This is a genomic window from Streptomyces sp. NPDC101151, from assembly GCF_044768335.1.
GTDB lineage: Bacteria > Actinomycetota > Actinomycetes > Streptomycetales > Streptomycetaceae > Streptomyces.
This window is the reverse complement of sequence record NZ_JBIWPP010000035.1, coordinates 42894-61447: the sequence shown is the minus strand read 5'-3', so window position 1 is coordinate 61447 and position 18554 is coordinate 42894. Positions and strand designations below refer to the sequence as shown.

Below are 18554 nucleotides of genomic sequence, written 5' to 3'. Positions count from 1 at the left end.
CACTGTGACACCTGGCAGTCGCTGGTGTCTTGGACTTCACCGTCCTCAGCCGCCGAGCCATACACGGGAGCAACCGATGCCCATGCCCATGCGGTGCGGGCCGTGGGGCGCTCCGGCCACATGACGGGTGCGCCGTCCCGGAGGTACAGCGGTCGTCCCGCGTCCAGTGCCTTCAGGGCGTGCTCGAACCGGCGCCGGATCCGATCCTGAACGCGACCGGCAGCGTCGGCGGCCGTCACGAACGCGGCTTCGGACAGCTCGCCGTCTCGTGGCTGTACCCGGTCGGCCTGGTCAAGGGTGCCGCCGTCGAAGATGAACGCGATCTGGTCGTCCCAGGGGCCGTGCGGGACGATCCAGTCCACCACCAGCAGCCTCAGCAGGGTGACGTGTAGGCCGAGTTCTTCCATCAGCTCCCGGCGTACGGTGTCCTCCGGCGGCTCGTTGGCCTCCGCCATCCCGCCGGGAAGGTCCCACCCCGGTTTGTAGGTGGGGTTCACCAGGAGCACGCGGCCGGACAGATCCCGTAGCAGCACATCGGCCACTACGCTTGCGGGCCTGCTTGGCGTTGCCCTCGGCAAGGTAGGCGTTCCAGGCGTCGGTGTCGGCGGGGTCTGCTGCGGTGCGCCTCATGCGGTGATGCCTCCCGGGTGCGGCGGGATCAGATCGGCCAACAGGAGCATGCTCACGCGGCGTGCATCATCGAACCGCGTCAGGTACTCCCGGACCGGCAGGTACCCCCGGTGCGGCTCCAGCAGCCGGCGCAACCCGTCGAACTGCTGCACCACCCGGACCGAACCCAGGGTCGGGCTCGTGCTCAGCAGGTCGTGTCCGACGTGCACGGCGGCGTCCAGGTCCCCGCGCCGCACGTGGATGTCCACCAGGCTGATCCGGCTCAGGGCCAGCGACCGCGCCCGCCCCGCCTCCCGTAGCGCAACCGCTTGTTCGGCGTGCGTCAGCGCCTGGTCGTACTCCTCCAGGTCGCGCAGGATCGGCGCGGACCCGCTGGCCAATGCGGCAGCGTCCAACGGGCTCAGCCACGGGTGATCAGCAGCGGCCGACGCCTCCAGGTCGTGGCGCGCGGCCTGCAGAGCCTGAGCGGCCGGGGTCCGCTGAGCGGCGACCGCGAGCGTACGCGCCTGCATGGTGTGCAGCCGCGCCGTCAGCGCCGGAATGCGAGGCCCCTGCGCGGCCAGGTCGAGCCCGGTCCGCGCCCAGCCGACAGCCCCGGCTGCATCCCCGTCTCAAGCGCCAAGTGACTGCTGCTCGCGGCGACATGCGCGGCCAGCGGCAGATCACCCGAGGTGCGCGCAAGGGGCAGCGCGCGGGCAAAGTGCTGCGCCGCGCGATCGTCGTGGCCGGAGTCGTGCGCCATCCAACCAGCCATCGTCGCGGTTCTTGGCCTGCTGCTGAGACCACAACTGCTCACCGATCACCGTGATATGCGGCTGATACACAGCCCCCCAAAAAAAGCACCTGGCAGAGAAGCGGTTGTCGGTGATGGCTGTTCTAGCTCGGCGGAAGTTCCGGGCGGTCCGTCTGGCGGTCGATCTGGTGGTGGTTGCCCTGACGATGGCCGGACTTGGGCTGTTGATCACCTACGTGCCATGGTGAGACCATCCGGATGTGAGGGGCGCCACACCTGTTGGCGCGCACTGCTCATCCCGGCCAACGCGCCACCAGCAACCCGGCGTCCGCTCCCCGCCGCAACCCGAGCAGTTCGCCAGGCGCACCGCCTCCAGGCAGGCAGGCCCACTGTCGGTAATGGGCTCGCCACCACGTACGAACTGCTCAAGTGACCTTGGAAGCGGACAGCTTCTGGCCTAGATGAGGGTTAGCGTCAGAGGTATGCCGACACGCACAGTGAGCTGGTCCGGGGCGAACGCCCGCCGTATCGAGCGCCAGGGCCTGGCCGCACCGGTCCCCGCCTCCCCCACCGCCCTCCCTTTGCTCGCCGGCGTCATGCTGGGCGCGCACGCCCAGGTGCTGTCGGCCGCCGAACTCTCCCTCGGGCTGCGCACCGAAGGGGAGACGCGGGCCCATGTGCGTCGTGCACTGTGGGAGGAACGGTCACTGGTCAAGACATTCGGCCCGCGCGGCACCGTGCACCTGCTGGCCGCTACGGACGTGCCGATGTGGACCGGCGCGCTTTCCGCGATCCCCGGCCGGGTCGGTCAGCTCTCCAAGGACATCCGGCTCACAGCGGCGCAGACGGAGGCGGTCGTAGCAGCCGTTGGAGAGGCTCTGTCCGGCGCAGAGTTGACCGCCGACGAGCTGACGGAGGCCATTGTGGCGCGGACCGGGGCCTGGGCCGGAGACCCTGTTGTTCCCGCTTTCCAGGGCATGTGGCCGCGTTGGCGGCAGGCGATGCACACGGCGGCGCACCGCGGGGTGCTCGCCTTCGGGCCGAACCGGGGGCGGAAGGTGACGTACACGAACCCCTGTGCGGTCCCGATGGAGCAGGTTGCGGCGCTCTCCGAGCTCGTACGCCGCTATCTGAACGCCTACGGCCCGGCCACCCCGCAGCACTTCGCCAAGTGGCTCGCCGCACCGAGAGGCTGGGCGAACGCGCTCTTCGGAGAGCTGGCCCGGGGCAGGGTAATCGAGGAGGTCGACTTCGAGGGGGTCGGGCAGGCGTGGGTTGCGGCCGGGGACACCGAGTTCCCCGAGGCGGGAGAAAGGGCTGAAGGGGTGCGGCTCCTCCCCTACTTCGACGCCTTCGGGATCGCATCGCAACCACGCGAACTGCTCTTCCCAGGGAGGGCCTTCGAGCGTGCCCTCGCGGGCGGCCAGGCCGGAAACTATCCACTTCTGCTCGTGGACGGGACGGTGGCCGGGGTGTGGCACCAACGCCGTTCGGGGAAGCGCATCACGGTCACGGTCGAACCGCTGGAGAAGCTGTCGGCAGAGCACCTGGAGGTACTGGAACGGCAGACGGCACGCATCGGCGAAGTGGCTGAAGGTGTAGCGGAGTTGACGGTGGGGACAGTGACGGTGGGGCCGCACGCTTAGAGATCTCAATTGGTGATGCCGGCAGTCTGGCGCTCTGTTGCTGACTGAGCGACTGGTTCCTGATGGACTGTAAGCACGCCCAGCCTGCTCGCCGCTTGTCGCCGCCGCCCCCGAACAGCACGGGGTCGGCTCCGTCCCCTGCCGCCCCGGCCCGTCGCAAGCTTCCGAACTGGTGCGTCAGAACACGAAGACGACCCCTTGCAAGTCTCCCGCCGTCGGGCACCCCACGGACTTCTTCAAGACCGCACCGGACGGTGGGAGGCCCCGGCGGTGACCACGGCGCTGTGAGGTAGTCACGGAGCAAGTCGTGGGCGGCGGGCCAGGCCGGCGCGCAGTGCGTCGTGGATAGCGTCGGGCTGCGCGGCGCCCCGGGCATGTTCGAGGAGCTGTTCCGCGACGACGGTCAGTTTGACGTCGGTGTGCTGGGAGGCCTCCCGCAGTCCGGTGCTGCCTGCAACGAGCCGTCTGCCGTCGGCTGTTGAAGAACTCTCGAATGCTCGGATCAAGTTCCGGCGATGTCCTTCGAAGTGTGTGAGGCGATAGGGCAGCGCTTCGAGGGTTCGCCCGCGGTGGGGTGTGCCGGTGCGGTGGGTGGATCGGGTCGATGGGGTGGAGAGGGGGGTGCGCGCGCTCCTGCTCGTTCGAGGTGTTGCACGGCCCCCGGGAAATTGTTGTCGTGCGCACACCCGGATCTTTGAGGTGAGCGTAAAGGATTCTTACACGGTGTCCCTTGTTCGGTGCTGGTCCTGCTGTCACCCTCGCATCATCCCCCGACGGCAGCCGCTTCCCACGTCGCTTCGGACGTAGACGGCCGACCGCCTTTGAAGTGGAATGGAGGAATCGCTCATGCTCAAAAATCTGCGATGGACTCGGTTCGGACGAACCATGGCTTCAGTGACGGCGCTGACGACGGCCGGGACAGGGATGGTGACGCTGGCAGCGACACAGGCCTCGGCGGCGGACGACGTGATCATGATCGGGCCAACCTACCCATATTCGGTCAATTTGCTCCGGCAGGAAATCCTCAAGTCCTGCTATGCCGATCCGTCGAACTGCACGCTCTCCGGCTCAGTGACCGACGAATGGGTCGCGCCCACGAAGAGCCACGCCTTCCTGGGTGGACCTGTCCTTCTCGAACCGGTCAACGGCCAGTACCCGATCCAGACGAACTGCACATCCTCGCAGACCTCGTTCAGATACCAGACCCAATATACGCGGGGCACTCAGTCCGAAAAGGGCGGCAACGGCAATTTCGAAATTGACCTCAAAGTGATCAAGATCGGCGGCGAGGGGGGAGGGACGAAAACGGAGGTAGAGGAGACTACAACCTTCATAAACATGGAAGTGCCCGTGAAACCTGGCGAAACAGGATTCGCCATGCACATCTTTCCTCAAGTGGAGTACACCGGCTGGTTGTGGTACCACCGCCTCAAGGACACTTCGCCCGATGTCAGAGTCTGGGTGGACTTCATAAAGACCGTCCCCGACGGCACCGACGGCGTGAACGGCCGGAACGTGCCCGTCTCCAGGCCGCAGACCGCCGACGAAGCCGCCGGGTGCAAATTGGCCCAGACGGCAATGATCAAGGCCCCGCCCACGACGACGTACTCGAGCACGACGCCCTTGAACACGCCGACGGCTCCCGCCTCGTCGCACACCATCGCTGCCGGCACCACCCTCAGGGCGGGCTGGTGGACGCAGGGGCCCTACACCCGCCTGGTCATGCAGGGGGACGGCAACCTGGTGATGTACCGCCTGCGTGACGGCGCCGCCATCTGGTCCACCCACACCTCCGGCCACCCGGGCGCGTACGCCGTGATGCAGACGGACGGCAACTTCGTCGTCTACAACAGCACCTCGGAAAGCCCCCACGTCGCCCTGTGGTCCGCCCACACCGAAGGCAACCCCGGCAGCTACGCGGTGATGCAGAACGACGGCAACCTCGTCGGCTACCAGAGCACCGGAGGTCCCGGCAAGGGCGGGGCCCTGTGGTCCACCGGCACCAACAAGACGGCGCAGTGACCACTCGACACACCTGACTCCGCCCACAACCGGGCGGAGTCAGCTCCGCGAACAACTGCCGGTCCCGTCACGATCCGCCCCCACTGCAGGGCTCTTGCAAAGTTGAATGGCTCTATCAGGATTCAGGTGTGATTGACCTGTTTGGCCTACGAGTTGTTCGGTGGGCTGCTCGGCTCACACTGGTCCGGCCGAAAGGCGGCCGTCGAAGAGGACGTCGTGGGCGACGCCACGGTGACCCGGGGCGCACACATCGCGTTCACCGCACGCGACCGAGCCTCGGTTGACGCCTTCTATGAGGCCGCCCTGACCGCTGGTGGCACGTCCCGGTACGAACCCCGGCCTTGGCCTGAGTACCGCGCCTACTGTGCGTTCGTGGACGACCCGGACGGCAACAACATCGAAGCCGTGTACAAGGAGCAGGCGTAGGTCAGTTGGGCGTGGCCCTAGCTCAAGGAGAGCCACACCCAAGTCAATGGCCGTCCTCGGCCAGGGTGACCACGTCCGAGCCGGCGACCGGCGCCTCGCCGTCGGCGGCGGACACCGGCTCCCAGCCGAAGCGGCAGATGTGGTGGTTGCCGTCCACCTCACCCGTCAGCCTGAACTCGAAGCCGGGGAACTGCTCGTGCGCCGCCCGGATCACCGCGGCGATCTGCTCGTGGCCGCGCACGTCGGCCAGCGGGTCGGTGTAGGTGCCGTCCTCGGACCACGCGGCGGCGACGGCCTTGGCGAGCGTGTCGGCGTCGGTGGCGTTCCACGCCTCGAAGCAGCGGGCAACGGCGGCAGCGTAGATCGACATGGCAGGACTCCCGTTCCGGTGAAGTGGCCTGCCGTCCAGGCGTGTTGGCCGGGTTCCGAGCCGGAGTGCGCCGGCCCGGAACCCGATGGCTTCACCTTGCCGCGCCCGGCCCGGCAGCGCGATTACCGCCCAGGTAATGCAGTGCCGGCCGGCTCAGGGCAGGGCTCCGGCCTCGCACTCCGTGCCGGGGCAGCCTGCGGGTGCCCTGCAGGCGTCTCGCGCGCATCCCTCTGCCCGGCCCGTGCCCTGGTCACCCCGGGTCAGGCGAGAGCGTCGCGAAGGCAGGCGGGCAGAATCTGGCAGAGTGCTGGATCCACCGTCCAAGGCCGGCCGGGAAGTTCGTCCGCGGTGACGGTCCAGCTCTCGCCGCCGCTGCCGGTGCGGACCAGGGACCGGAACGTTTCGCCACAGCGAGCCGGACCGCGGGCGAGATAGCCGGCCAGGACGGCACGGCCGAACTCGGCCGGGTCCGCGTCAGTGGTCGCGCGTCCGTAGCCCTTGCTGATCCACACACGGCTGAACGGCTCGTACAGATGCACCTCCCACACCAACAAGGCACCATCACTCTCACGGGACATGACTGCAATCATGCCCCGGCCCACCCGCCGCACCGCCCCTACCAGCCAGTACTGTCCGAAAGGATGCGATGCCGCCCGGCCGCTCGCCCGCGCAATGCCGCAGCCGTCCACGGTGCCGCGCCGCCAGGTACCCCTCGGTGCGGAACAAGGCTCGCGGCGGAGGGGAACCTGGTGCGGGTGGCGGTCGGCCCGCCCGGAGCTGACGGGTGCGTTCACCTGGTTGAGAGGAGTCCGCCGCCGCCGAGGATGGTGGTGTCCTTCTGCAGGAAGCCGACGGACGACGCGGTGATCACGCGGCTGCCCTTGGCAGTAGGGCCGTGGATGCCGCCCGGGAGGACCCAGACCGCGCCGGTGAAGTTGTTCTCCGCCCCGGCGCTGATGAAGAGCTCCGGTCTGCCGTCCTTGTTGATGTCGCCGACCGCCACGGTGGTGCCGAACATGTCGTCGTTCTCATCAGCGCCGGGGATGGAGGCGGTGTCCTGGGTGATCCGCACCGGACATGGCCTGAAGAGCATGGCCACCCTGCGCGGCTTCGCCATGAATCAGCCCCGTGCGGCCGGTCGGACTCCGCACGACAGCCCCTCGCTCCTACGAGCGGCCACTGGCCGTCCTCGGACTCCTGACCTGTGCCAACACACGATCAACGCATGTGCAATCGCTCTGCCAGTCGGGGATGTCCGTGCCGGGTGCGGACCCCGGTACCGGGCAGGCGCAGCTGTAAAAGAATCTTACACGGCATGTCCATTTCTGGTTTCAGCCCTCCTTTCCGTCATCCTCATGGGCACCCCAGGACGACCGGCACCCTTCACGTCACACCGGAGAGAGGCCACTCGTCACCTCCACTGTCGAACAGGAGGGACCGCGCATGTCGAAGAATCAGGCGTGGAGACGGCCCAGACAAGGATTGACTCTGGTAACCAGCGCGTTCGCGTTGGTAGTAGGGCTGGCGACGTCGTCGTCAGCGGAGACGTGGCCCACCACAGCCGAAATCATGGCCGACTGCCAATCGGGCCTGGGTAAGTGCACCTTCGGAGACACCGGCCCGGTCGCGGGCAGCAGCGGCCCCGGTGACTCCGTGTTCACAAAAAGACATTACTATGGCAACTTCGCGAAGGTCTCGCCTGAATTTCCCAACTGCACGCCGTTGACCCAGCGCAACTCGGTAGGCTGGTCCCACACAACGGGCACAAGTAATACCATCGGCGTCTCGGTCAGGACTTCGGTCACCCTCGCGAAAATCTTCGAAGTCAGTGTCGAGACGAAGTACGAACACGAGTGGATGGTCCAGGACACCGAAGCGGGAACCTACAACGTAGACACACCACCCGGCTACATAGGCTGGGTTGAGCGCCAGCAGGTGATGAACGACTTCTACGGTAAGTGGCGGACCCATTACGACGACCCCAAGTGGGGCCACTACTACTGGGCCACCCCCTATGACCACGTCTATACCCCCGCCCGAGAAGGCGAAGACGGCTTGTACAGCAACGTTGGGCAGAAGGTGCGCCCAATGACCCCTGAAGAGCTCAGCAGCAGATGCGGGTGGAGATACCCGAGTCAGGCTATCAAGCCCGGCACCACCCTCAGGGCGGGCTGGGAGACGCGGGCAAGCCTCACCCGCCTGACCATGCAGAGCGACGGGAACCTGGTGATGTACCGCCTGCGTGACAACAAGGCCCTCTGGTCCACCCGCACCTACGGCCACCCGGGCGCGTACGCCGTGATGCAGAAGGACGGCAACTTCGTCATCTACGACGCAGCAAACCGTTTCCTGTGGAACAGCAACACCGCCGACTACCCCGGCGCCTATGCGCTAATGCAGAACGACGGCGAATTCGTCATCTACTGCGCTACCGGGGGTCCCGACGTGGGCTCGGGTCCCGAGGAGGAGCGCGGGATCAAGTGGAGGACCTACACCGCCGCGGCGGCGCGGGGGTGACGACTCGGCACACCTGGCTCCGCCTGGTCCCGGGCGGAGCCACCCGGCAGCACGGGATACGCCACCTGCTCGCTTCCCGTTGGGGTGATCTCGGGCTGCGCCGCGCATGAAGGCAGGGCCGGGCCTCCTGTTCGGCTCCGGATCTGTCGAGATCCGAGTTGGCCAGGAGGCCCTTGTACTGCAGTGCTCCCCCCTCACCCGCGTCGTCCACTCGATTGCCCGATTGTGTGATTGCCTCGCTCACCGGTTCGGAGCCGCGAACGACCTCCGGAGCGCGAACCGCTATCCGTCGGACATGTCGGATGCGGAGTGGGTGGTCGTGCGGGACGCGATGCCAGCCCCGGGGGGTTGAGCCTTTTCAGCATGGCCACCGGTCGGGTGATGCTGACGGGATGCGCAACGCACGAGGCTCCTGTGCCGTTGAGGGAGGTGTTCGAAGTCTCAACCCAATGGCCCAGGGGCCGCGTTGGTTCCGTATTCTGCCGCACTCGACCTGCCCCACGCCTTGGTCGAGTGGGTCACGATGCTCATCGTCACCCGCGAGGGTGACCGCCGCTGCAAGCTGCCACCGCACCAGCGTGCGCAGGTCGGCCTGGTGTACCTGCGAAGGCACAACACGCTCGCGCAGATCGCTGTCGGCTTCGGTATCGCACTGTGCAGGGCACTGTCCCACCGGTAGCGGCCGCCGCCTGACTCCTGTGCGGCGGCCAGGGCCTGCTTGCCCGCCGGACGCACCGTGAGCACAGCGAACCGTGAGGCCGTCCGCCCCTTGCTGCCCTGCCACCAGGTCACCTCGATGAGGGTGTCCGCAATGTGGGCGGCGTGCTGGGACAGGGCACGTGGCGGGGTGCGATGACGCGGCAGGGACGGCGGTCCCAGGCCCCTGTAGGCAAGCCGATGCGGCTCGGCCGTCTCAGGATGGGCGACTTCCTTCCCGGTCAGTGTCAGCACATGCGTTCTCAGCTCCTCGCTCCGGCCGCGGGCAGCCAGCCTCGCCGGGATCCGCGCCCTCACGACACTCCTTGCTGTCCGCGATGAACGCGCGGCCGCCGCAACCAGAGCACACCCGCTCCACCCCGGCATCGTCAACAAGCACGGAGAACACGCGCCCGCCGCACAACATTGCCTCCAGAACCCGCAGTTGTGTCGGGGCGAGCTTGCAGCGGGCACCGCCGGGGCCCTTGGAGGCCAGGGCCTGCCGGCCTTCTGGAGCCAACGCCCGCCGCCAGCCGTCCGCCGACGTCCGCGGTCCCCTGAACCGCCGGGCCACCTCCCGCCGTCACGACCCTCCGTAACCCGCACCGTTAAAGATCTCTAGAGCTGCTCGGCTGGTGGGGCGCGAGTCATGAGTGGGCGCGGTGCGGGCGATAAAGGTCGAGGGGGAGCTGACCAACCACGGCCTGGTCACCTCACGTCAGTGGGCAGGTCGCTCCGTTCGGCACGTTCCGCTCGTAAATGGCCACCGTACGACTCTCGTATCCGAAGCTTTCGGAAAGGCCGCCCTCCTGCTCCCGCACTACACCCGACTGAGCATCATCTCTGAGGGGTCCAACAGTCCGCGAGGCTTCCCACGAACGCTGACATACCCCACTTCGGCCTGCCTGACGGCCCATCACCACCCGCGTAAATCCGCACACCAGGACAGCCACTGCGCTCATCGCCCATGCTCTCAAACCCGTGTGCCCACGGTTGATATCGGTAAGGGCGCGGGGGGGATAGCTACGGAAGGACGACGGCTCTGACGATCTTTCCGCCGATCTCCTGCGGGAGAAAATCCAAACTGTCGGCCAACGATGCAACGATACCCAGTCCGTAGCCACTGCACGCCGGCGCAGCTTCATCGGACGGATCTTCAAAGGCTGCGGGCAGAGTCGGTATACAGGGATCGCTGTCCCATACCTCGACCACTGCTTCCCCTTCCGACACTTCGAGGTTCATCCGGCACGGCCCCGACGAGTAGCGGCATGCATTCGTCACCAGCTCGGACACTACGAGAGTCAGGCCCTCCTGCGCCCCGGAGGGCCAGCCGAAGTTCGCGGCAAAGAATCGACAGGCAGCGCGGGCGTGGGAAAGAGAAGCATGGCCACGTTCGATCCAGATTTCGGCTCTCCCCGACACCGCCTGCAGAAGAGTGTCGTCCTTCACGAGAGTGGCGTCCTCTGCGTAAGTTTCGACCGCTACGAGGGTGTCGTCCACCGCGATCATCTCCTGAATCGCTACTGCGGCTTAATACGAATCAGGTTATGAATGTATAGGCAAGGCCAGCAATAGCTGTTGTCGGCAGCGCAACGCGCTGGCCAGAAGGCGAGCCAGAGATCTTTCACGGTACGAGCTGATCTGCACCAAAGCCCGCCACCGGCCACGGCTGATCTACCGCAGCCACCTTGACCGCGGTTCCCCCAAGGGCCGTCGCAAGGGCTTCACCGAGACGATGACACCCGCCTGCTGGCTGCCCCGAGCTCAGCCCAGACGAGGGCGTGTGGTCGCAGCTGAAGGGGTCGCTGACCGACCTCACCAAACACAGCCTCGCCCAGCTCACCGCGTTGGTGAAGACACGGCTGAAACGGATGTGGTACCGCCCCCGCCTCATCCAGGGACTCACCGCCAAGACCGGGCTCGACCTCCAACCGCCGGAACCTCAGCCGTTGAAGATCTCTAGGGGCTCATGAAGTTCCTGGTCACCGTTGTTGCAGTAGCGGCAACTCACGCTTGGGAGAGGCTGCCGTCCATCGTAGTATTCGCCGGAATGGCCAATAGCGTCCTGGTCGTAGTGCCCTGGTTGCAGGTACGGAACTGCCGTCCCCTTAAGTTTTCCTTGAGCGGATTCCTCTCGCCCCTTCTCCGATGAAGTTGTCAGTTGACAGATATGGTTCGGGCAGCATCGCGTCCCCTACGCGCCACAGATACTGGTCGCCGCAGTAGACGGCCGGAACGTGGTTGCACTCTCGCGTCGAGAAGCCCCCGCCGTGGTGGACGGGCATCGCTCGGCACCGACGCACAGCGGGTGCCCGGGGCAACGCCAGAGGACAGCGATTCATGGCCCCGGCATCAGGCTCCCGAATCAGGGACATCCTGGCTGACGGCCGGAAACACTGCTGCCTCGATGACGCTCGGCAAGCCGTGCCGGCACTGGACCATCAATGATTCATCCGCGGACCATCCGCACACCTGGCACCGTCACCGATCCCTCCTTCGGAAGCGCCTTCAAGACCATCACCGCAAGGTCGTCCCCCACCGGCTCGGTACTGAACTCGTGCACTGCCTGTCGCACCTGGTTCGCGACGGCCATGGCACTCATGCCGGCACATGCACGAAGCGTTGCGGACAGCCCATCACCGTCGTCGAACAGCTGAGTGCCTCTGCGGCGTTCTGTCACACCATCGGTGACACACAGCAGCGTCTCCCCCGGCAGCAAGGTGAAGGAATCGGCGATGAACTGTGCGTCGCGGTCCACACCCAGCAAGATTTGAGGTTGCGCCGCAGGCTTCACCACACCGTTGGCGAACAGCCGCAGGGGCAACGGGTGTCCAGCACTGGCGAGGCGGCAGCGTGCGCCCCCGGTGGTCACGTCTGGTTCCAATTCCCCGTACAGCAGGGTGAGGAAGCGCCCGGATGCGTGTTCCACACCGGCTGTCGCAGCTTCAGCGCTGTCGTCGGTCAGCGCAATATTGAGCCGCTCCAGGACGGACTCCACCCCGTGCCCCTCGCGAGCCAGGAGGCGCACCATGTGGCGGGCCAACCCTGTGACAGACATCGCTTCAGGGTCCTTGCCCTGGACATCCCCCAGGAGGAAGCACCAGCGACTGTCTTCCTTGCGAAAGAGATCGTAGAAATCCCCGCCTACGGTCTGTGCTTCTTCGTGGGGCTCGTAGGCGACGGCCACGTCGATGCCTGGCACAGGCGGCAGCACTGCAGGCAGTTGCCGGCGCTGCAGGGCCTTGCTGATAGTGGTCTGCTGGGCGTACCGGCGTGCCGTTGCGACAGCCTGAGCAACCAGCCGGACCATGTTCTCGACTTGTCGCATCACACTGTTGTCCTGCGACTGGTCGTCTGTGCCCACCACGAGTACGCCTTGGCACGAGCCGCCGGCCAGGAGCGGGAACGCGAAAGCCATGCTCCTGTCGCCAGCCGCACCCGCCCATCCAGGCAGGGAAAGACTGGTCGTGCGCAGGGCCACCGAGGGTGGATTGTGCTCGAGCAGTTGCCGCAGGGCTTCCATGAACCGTTCTTCCCTGTGCCAGACACGCGACAGCCGCATCCGACCTCTGGCTCCGCTCAGCCATACCCCGCACCAGTCAGCCACCCGGGGCACCACGAGTTGGGTTGCGAGCGCGGCGACCAGATCCTCGTCGAGTTGGCCGGCGAGGAGTTCGCTTGCCTCTGCGAGAAAGAACGGACCGAGGCCGGAACGTGGGTTCCTGTCGTTGCCACGACCGCCTGGTGCCGCTGCATCCACCTGCGAGCTCACATCGGACGGCATGGGCATGAGCGCGGTTCGCGGCTTGAGCGTGGCGGCTCGCGGAAAGTGCCTCAGACGGAACCTTGTCGCGAATTCGGCTGGCCCGCCTGTCTGCGGGCGCCCGCAACCGGGATCGCTGAGAGGTACAACCGTCTTCTCACGCCCAACTGCACCTCTCCGGCGCACCTGTGTCAATCGATGGGCGGTGCCGACCCGGCAAATGACTTCGACTTCGGTACCGGTTTCACGACCGATCTCTACCCTGCAGACAACCTCAACTTCGTTGCCGGCATGAATGATGCTGATGCTGATCAGTTCGTCGACGCGGTGCACGATGTCATCAATCGACTGCTCGCCGTAAGTGTCCTGCCTCAAACCCGCTGCCGCGAACTGCTTGGCGAGGAGCGCACGCACGAATGCGCATGCGCCAGTTACTGCCCGCTCCGGCAACAGCCTGGTGGAGGACACCGACACTCGGAGGTGAGGGGAAAAAGCTGGCATAGGCCACCTCGAAGAAGTTCGCTGAAGTTACTCCACTTCAGCCTCTCTTGACTTCAGCCTCTCATGGCCGTCCTACACACTACTAGACGTTCGTACGCGAAACACCGAAGGTTGGCGACGTTATGACTTCGGAATCCAACTCGTTTCCCCCGCTCTCACTGAGCCGTCAGCACAAACTCGCCCTTACCAACTCGCCCGACGCCTCTGAAGAACCTGAGGTGACGCTGGCCGAGCTACGTCCGATACTCGCCGCGTTGCACGCCCTGTGCGACGGAGACTTCACGATTCGTGTCCAAGGCCAGGCTCACGGCGTCGCAGCCGAAATGGCGGGCCTGTTCAACCAGATCGTGGCCCGCAACCAACATCTTGCTTCCGAGTTGCAGCGTGTACGACGCGAGGTGGTGCGTCAGGGCCGGCTGGACGCGCGTTTGGATGCAAGCCCCGGGCAGGGGGCGTGGTCGACGAGTGTGAATGCCATCAACATCCTGTTGGCGTCTCTCGCACTGCCAATGGCGAATGCCACGCGTGTTTTGGGCGCGGTCGCCGACGGAGATCTCACACAGCATGTGGATCTCCACGACGGGAACCGTCAGCTGCGCGGTGACCTGCGCCGTCTTGGACAGGGCGTGAACCGGATGGTCGAGCAGCTCTCCCGGTTTACCGCCGAGGTGACCCGAGTTGCCCGCGAGGTTGGTACAGAGGGTCGTCTGGGCGGGCGGGCAAAGGTGCAAGGACTGTCGGGTGACTGGCGCTACGTGACGGAAGCGGTCAACACCATGGCGTCCCGATTGACCGCACAAGTACGGGACATCGCCGTCGTGACGACAGCGGTAGCCGGAGGGGACCTGACGCGTCAAGTGACAGTGGAGGCGACGGGCGAACTCCTGGAGCTGAAGCTCACCGTGAACACCATGGTCGATCAATTGCGCGCGTTCGCAGACGAGGTCACGCGCGTAGCGCGCGAGGTGGGTACCGAAGGGCAGCTTGGCGGGCGCGCCCAGGTCAGGGGTGCTTCCGGGGTGTGGAAGGACCTCACCGACAACGTCAACTTCATGGCCTCGAACCTGACTTCGCAGGTCCGCAACATCGCCCAGGTGACCACCGCGGTCGCCAACGGCGATCTCAGTCAGAAGATCACTGTGGACGCCAAAGGCGAGATTCTCCAGCTCAAGAACACCGTCAACACGATGGTGGACCAGCTCTCGGCATTCGCCGACGAAGTGACCCGCGTGGCCCGAGAAGTCGGCACCGAAGGGCAGCTTGGCGGACGCGCGCAAGTCCGCGGCGTGTCAGGCGTCTGGAAAGACTTGACGCAGAACGTCAACTTCATGGCCGACAACCTCACCTCCCAGGTCCGCAACATCGCCCAAGTCGCCACAGCCGTCGCCGAAGGAGACCTGGGAAAGAAGATCACTGTGGAAGCCAAGGGAGAGATCCTCGAGCTGAAGACCACGATCAACACGATGGTGGACCAGCTCTCGGCATTCGCCGACGAAGTGACCCGCGTAGCCCGAGAAGTCGGCACCGAAGGAAATCTGGGCGGGCAAGCACAGGTCAGAGGCGTCTCAGGTGTGTGGAAGGAACTCACCGACAACGTCAACTTCATGGCCTCGAACCTGACTTCGCAGGTCCGCAACATCGCCCAGGTGACCACCGCGGTCGCCGACGGTGATCTGTCCAAGAAGATCTCCGTGGACGCGCGCGGTGAGATCCAACAGCTCAAGGACACCGTCAACACCATGGTCGACCAGCTCAGAGGCTTCGCCGACGAAGTGACCCGCGTAGCCCGAGAGGTCGGCACCGAAGGAAATCTGGGCGGACGCGCGCAAGTCCGCGGTGTTTCAGGCGTGTGGAAGGACCTCACCGACAACGTCAACTTCATGGCCGACAACCTCACCTCTCAGGTCCGCAACATCGCCCAAGTCGCCACGGCCGTCGCTCAGGGCGATCTCTCCAAGAAGATCGACGTCGATGCGCGCGGTGAGATCCTGGAACTGAAGACCACCATCAACACCATGGTTGACACACTGGTGTCCTTCTCCTCCGAGGTGACCCGAGTCGCCCGCGAGGTCGGCAGCGAGGGGCAGCTGGGCGGCCAGGCTCGCGTCGAGGGGGTCTACGGCACCTGGAAGCGACTCACCACCAGCGTCAACGAATTGGCGTCGAACCTGACCACTCAGGTCCGGGCCATCGCTGAGGTCGCCGACGCCGTCGCGCAAGGCGACATGTCCGGATCCGTTTCCGTCGAGGCGAAGGGTGAGGTCGCCGAGCTGAAGCACAACGTCAACCTCATGGTCGCGAACCTGCGCGAGACCACACGCGCGAAGGACTGGCTGGAGTCCAATCTCACCCGCATCGCCGGCCTCATGCAGGGTCACCGAGATCTGGTCGAAGTCGCAGACCTGATCCTGCGCGAGCTGACCCCGCTGGTGAACGCACAGCTGGGAGCGTTCTTCCTCGCCAGAGAAGGCGCCAAGCCTGGCGAGGGGCTGGAGTTCATCGCGGGGTACGGCACACACGCGGCTAACGACGAACCTCCCCCGAGCAGCCTGGGTGGCGGACTGGTTGCCCAAGCCGCCCTGGAAAAGAAACGTATCCTCATCACCGAGGTCCCGCCGAACTACATGAACATCAGTTCCGGTCTCGGAGTTGCGTCGCCTCTCAGCATCGTCATTCAGCCCATCCTCTTCGAGGACCGGGTGCTGGGAGTGATCGAGCTCTCCAGCCTGAGCAAGTTCAACGAGGTTCACGTCGCCTTCATCGACCAGTTCGTCCACACCATAGGCGTGACGATCAATACGATCATCGCCAACGCACGCACCGAGTCGCTCCTCTCCAAATCTCAGCGTCTGACCGCCGAACTACGCAAGCGCAGCGACGAGCTGCAGCGTTCCAACGCCGAGCTGGAAGAGAAGGCAGCCCTGTTGGCCATCTCCTCCCAATACAAGTCCGAGTTCTTGGCGAACATGTCCCACGAGCTCCGCACTCCCCTCAATTCGCTGCTGATTCTGGCCCGGCTACTGGCCGACAACCCTGACGGTCACCTCTCCGAGCAGGACGAACAGTTCGCAGCCACCATCTACCGCTCCGGCTCCGATCTCCTTCAATTGATCAACGACATCCTGGACCTGTCCAAGATCGAAGCCGGCCGCATGGACGTGCACCCCAAGAAACTGCCGCTGACCAAGCTGCTCGACTATGTCCGGACCACATTCCGGCCGCTGACGATCGACCGCGATCTGGATTTCGACGTATCGGTCGATGAAGGCGCACCGAACGAGCTGTTCTCCGACGAACAACGGCTCCAACAGGTGCTGCGAAATCTACTGTCCAACGCAGTCAAGTTCACCGCGGCGGGCGGCAGCGTGAGCCTGCGCGTCACCCGCGCAGCAGGGCCGTTCGAGGAGGCCACTCTCCACAACGCGGAAGCAGTCATAGCCTTCTGCGTGACGGACACCGGCATCGGCATCGCACCGGAGAAACTGTCGGTGATCTTCGATGCCTTCGAGCAGTCCGATGGTACGACGAGCCGCAAATACGGAGGCACGGGTCTCGGCTTGTCCATCAGCAGGGAAGTAACGGGTCTGCTCGGCGGGCGCATCGTTGCAGAGAGCGCCGAAGGCGTCGGATCCCAATTCACCCTCTACATACCGGCACGCCATCCCACCGTTGCCGCCACTTCCGAACGTACCGGCCCCCGCACCACGCGCACCCTCGCGCTCCCGCCAGTGTCCAACTCACCGGGAACACCCGAGGCCACCGCGCCCGAAACCCCGGCACCCACTTCCGGTCGTGCCTCCCCTGACGAGCCCCGAAATGTCCCAAGTGGCATCCGCATCCAAGAGATCAACATCCCGAGCACACGAGCTGGGGACGACTCCGTCGACAACTGGCTCGAAACTGCACCGCTGGCCGAGTGGCGAAGCGGCCGCACCGGACAGCTGCTGACCGGGCGCCAAATACTCATCGTCGATGACGACATCCGCAACGTCTTCGCCCTCACTCACATTCTCGGTCGCGTGGGGATCACGGTCAGGTATGCCGAGAACGGGCGTGAGGGACTCGAGGTACTCGATCTACACCCACAGGTGTCCCTCGTCCTGATGGACATCATGATGCCCGAGATGGATGGCTACGAGACGATCCAAGCCATCCGACGCATACCCCAGCACGCCGATCTGCCGATCATCGCGCTCACCGCCAAGGCCATGCCCGGAGACCGGGAGAAGGCCATCGAAAGCGGGGCGTCGGACTACGTACCCAAACCGGTCGACGTCGACAGACTGCTGTCCGTGGTGTGCGCGCTGCTGGCCCCCGAAGACGATCCAAGGACCGAACCCGACGAGGCCACTGCACCGTGCATGCCTGGAAAGGACTCGTCTGATCCTGTCGACGAGCCGACGAAGGGCTCCGGGACGCACGCCCCGGAGCAGCCCGACGACGTGGAGCCGAGGTAGGCCATGAGCACTGACCCGTCGAGCAAATCACTCATTTTGATCGTCGACGACATGGAGGACAACCTGATCGCGCTCGAGGCCGTCCTCGACTCACGCGATCAGGTCGTGCGCGCTCGGTCAGGTGAGGAAGCACTCAAGGCGATGCTGCGCCAGGATTTTGCAGTTGTTCTGCTGGATGTATTCATGCCGGGCATGGACGGCTTCGAAACCGTGGCCAACATCAAACGACTGGACCAGACGAGAGACGTTCCCGTCATCTTGCTCACGGGCGCGGATGCCGCCGGCGACTTTGCTTACCGTGGGTACAGCGTTGGTGCCGCCGACTTCTTGACCAAACCGGTCGACCCATGGCTGTTGCGCACCAAGGTCAACGTCTTCTTGGAACTGCACCGCAACAACCGCCAGCTCACCGCGCAAGCCGAGCAATTGCGACGACTACTGGTGAGAGAAACTGACTCGCCAAATACCATCAAGCCACCAACAACAGGTGCTACCACCCAAAGCGGTATCAGGAAGGGATCTGGATGCGACGCCGAAGACCCCTTCCCGGCAAGCGAGGCCACAACTGCGAACGACGAAGACTCGTTCGCCGAGATCATCGAACGACTGAACCAGATCGAACTCCTCCTGCGTGAGGCCAAGGGCGATGCCCCTGTCGGCCTCGCAGACCGCATCACCAGCCTCGAGCAGGCCGTCGAGTCACTGCACCGCAGCAGGAGCAGTTGAAATCGCCTTCGAGCAGGACGAAGCCAAAGACTCGAGTGTGACGTGCGCGCCGGACCGCTTCCTCGGA

Annotated in this window: 14 protein-coding genes and 2 pseudogenes; 7 read left to right on the top strand and 9 right to left on the bottom strand. The window is 65.2% G+C overall.

Translation table 11 applies throughout. The annotated features are described in order from the left end of the window. Positions 1-125: 125 nt before the first annotated feature. From ACIRU3_RS38475 to ACIRU3_RS38465, 3 genes and pseudogenes are all read right to left on the bottom strand, one after another. Positions 126-630, bottom strand: a pseudogene (locus ACIRU3_RS38475) (NUDIX domain-containing protein); the annotation flags it as partial. Further along, the gene (locus tag ACIRU3_RS38470; protein ID WP_404066872.1) at positions 627-1142 is read right to left on the bottom strand and encodes a hypothetical protein; all 516 of its coding nucleotides are present in this window, start codon (positions 1140-1142) and stop codon (positions 627-629) included. The pseudogene ACIRU3_RS38475 and the gene ACIRU3_RS38470, both read right to left, overlap by 4 nt. Positions 1143-1159: 17 nt before the next feature. Next, positions 1160-1372, bottom strand: coding sequence for a hypothetical protein (locus ACIRU3_RS38465; RefSeq protein ID WP_404066869.1), 213 nt, complete (start codon positions 1370-1372; stop codon positions 1160-1162). 473 nt (positions 1373-1845) lie between these two features. Between ACIRU3_RS38465 and ACIRU3_RS38460 the strand changes: the two genes are divergently transcribed. After that, positions 1846-3009 carry a winged helix DNA-binding domain-containing protein gene (locus tag ACIRU3_RS38460; RefSeq protein WP_404066866.1) on the top strand — a complete coding sequence of 388 codons (1164 nt, stop codon included), beginning with the start codon at positions 1846-1848 and terminating at the stop codon, positions 3007-3009. A 293-nt stretch (positions 3010-3302) separates the two neighbouring features. Here ACIRU3_RS38460 and ACIRU3_RS38455 read toward each other — a convergent pair whose 3' ends face one another. Next, positions 3303-3515 (bottom strand): hypothetical protein, encoded by a 213-nt coding sequence (locus tag ACIRU3_RS38455; protein WP_404066863.1) that lies wholly within the window; start codon positions 3513-3515, stop codon positions 3303-3305. A gap of 388 nt (positions 3516-3903) precedes the next feature. Between ACIRU3_RS38455 and ACIRU3_RS38450 the strand changes: the two genes are divergently transcribed. Beyond that, a complete protein-coding gene (locus ACIRU3_RS38450; RefSeq protein ID WP_404066860.1) occupies positions 3904-5031 on the top strand; it encodes a hypothetical protein in 1128 nt (375 codons plus the stop codon). Between the two features lie 141 nt (positions 5032-5172). Further along, positions 5173-5457 (top strand): VOC family protein, encoded by a 285-nt coding sequence (locus ACIRU3_RS38445; RefSeq protein ID WP_404066858.1) that lies wholly within the window; start codon positions 5173-5175, stop codon positions 5455-5457. Between the two features lie 43 nt (positions 5458-5500). Here the strand turns inward: ACIRU3_RS38445 and ACIRU3_RS38440 are convergent, their stop codons facing one another. From ACIRU3_RS38440 to ACIRU3_RS38430, 3 genes are all read right to left on the bottom strand, one after another. Next, the gene (locus ACIRU3_RS38440) at positions 5501-5827 is read right to left on the bottom strand and encodes a nuclear transport factor 2 family protein (protein ID WP_404066856.1); all 327 of its coding nucleotides are present in this window, start codon (positions 5825-5827) and stop codon (positions 5501-5503) included. Between the two features lie 260 nt (positions 5828-6087). Then, positions 6088-6405, bottom strand: a complete 318-nt coding sequence (locus ACIRU3_RS38435; protein ID WP_404066854.1) for a hypothetical protein — start codon at positions 6403-6405, stop codon at positions 6088-6090. 212 nt (positions 6406-6617) lie between these two features. Continuing rightward, the gene (locus ACIRU3_RS38430) at positions 6618-6944 is read right to left on the bottom strand and encodes an FG-GAP repeat protein (protein ID WP_404066851.1); all 327 of its coding nucleotides are present in this window, start codon (positions 6942-6944) and stop codon (positions 6618-6620) included. Between the two features lie 326 nt (positions 6945-7270). Between ACIRU3_RS38430 and ACIRU3_RS38425 the strand changes: the two genes are divergently transcribed. Next, positions 7271-8344 carry a hypothetical protein gene (locus ACIRU3_RS38425; protein ID WP_404066848.1) on the top strand — a complete coding sequence of 358 codons (1074 nt, stop codon included), beginning with the start codon at positions 7271-7273 and terminating at the stop codon, positions 8342-8344. 466 nt (positions 8345-8810) lie between these two features. Continuing rightward, positions 8811-8999: pseudogene (locus ACIRU3_RS38420) on the top strand (transposase family protein); the annotation flags it as partial. Between the two features lie 1064 nt (positions 9000-10063). On the opposite strand, the gene ACIRU3_RS38415 reads toward ACIRU3_RS38420, so the two are convergent. Together ACIRU3_RS38415 and ACIRU3_RS38410 are read right to left on the bottom strand one after the other, a co-directional pair. Then, entirely contained in the window at positions 10064-10540 is a 477-nt protein-coding gene (locus ACIRU3_RS38415; RefSeq protein ID WP_404066846.1) for an ATP-binding protein, read from the bottom strand. Between the two features lie 949 nt (positions 10541-11489). Then, a complete protein-coding gene (locus tag ACIRU3_RS38410; RefSeq protein WP_404066843.1) occupies positions 11490-13217 on the bottom strand; it encodes a PP2C family protein-serine/threonine phosphatase in 1728 nt (575 codons plus the stop codon). A gap of 209 nt (positions 13218-13426) precedes the next feature. Between ACIRU3_RS38410 and ACIRU3_RS38405 the strand changes: the two genes are divergently transcribed. Next, positions 13427-17761, top strand: coding sequence for a HAMP domain-containing protein (locus ACIRU3_RS38405; protein WP_404066840.1), 4335 nt, complete (start codon positions 13427-13429; stop codon positions 17759-17761). A 3-nt stretch (positions 17762-17764) separates the two neighbouring features. Further along, complete coding sequence (locus tag ACIRU3_RS38400) at positions 17765-18487, top strand: two-component system response regulator (protein ID WP_404066837.1); 723 nt, start codon at positions 17765-17767, stop codon at positions 18485-18487. Positions 18488-18554 lie beyond the last annotated feature (67 nt).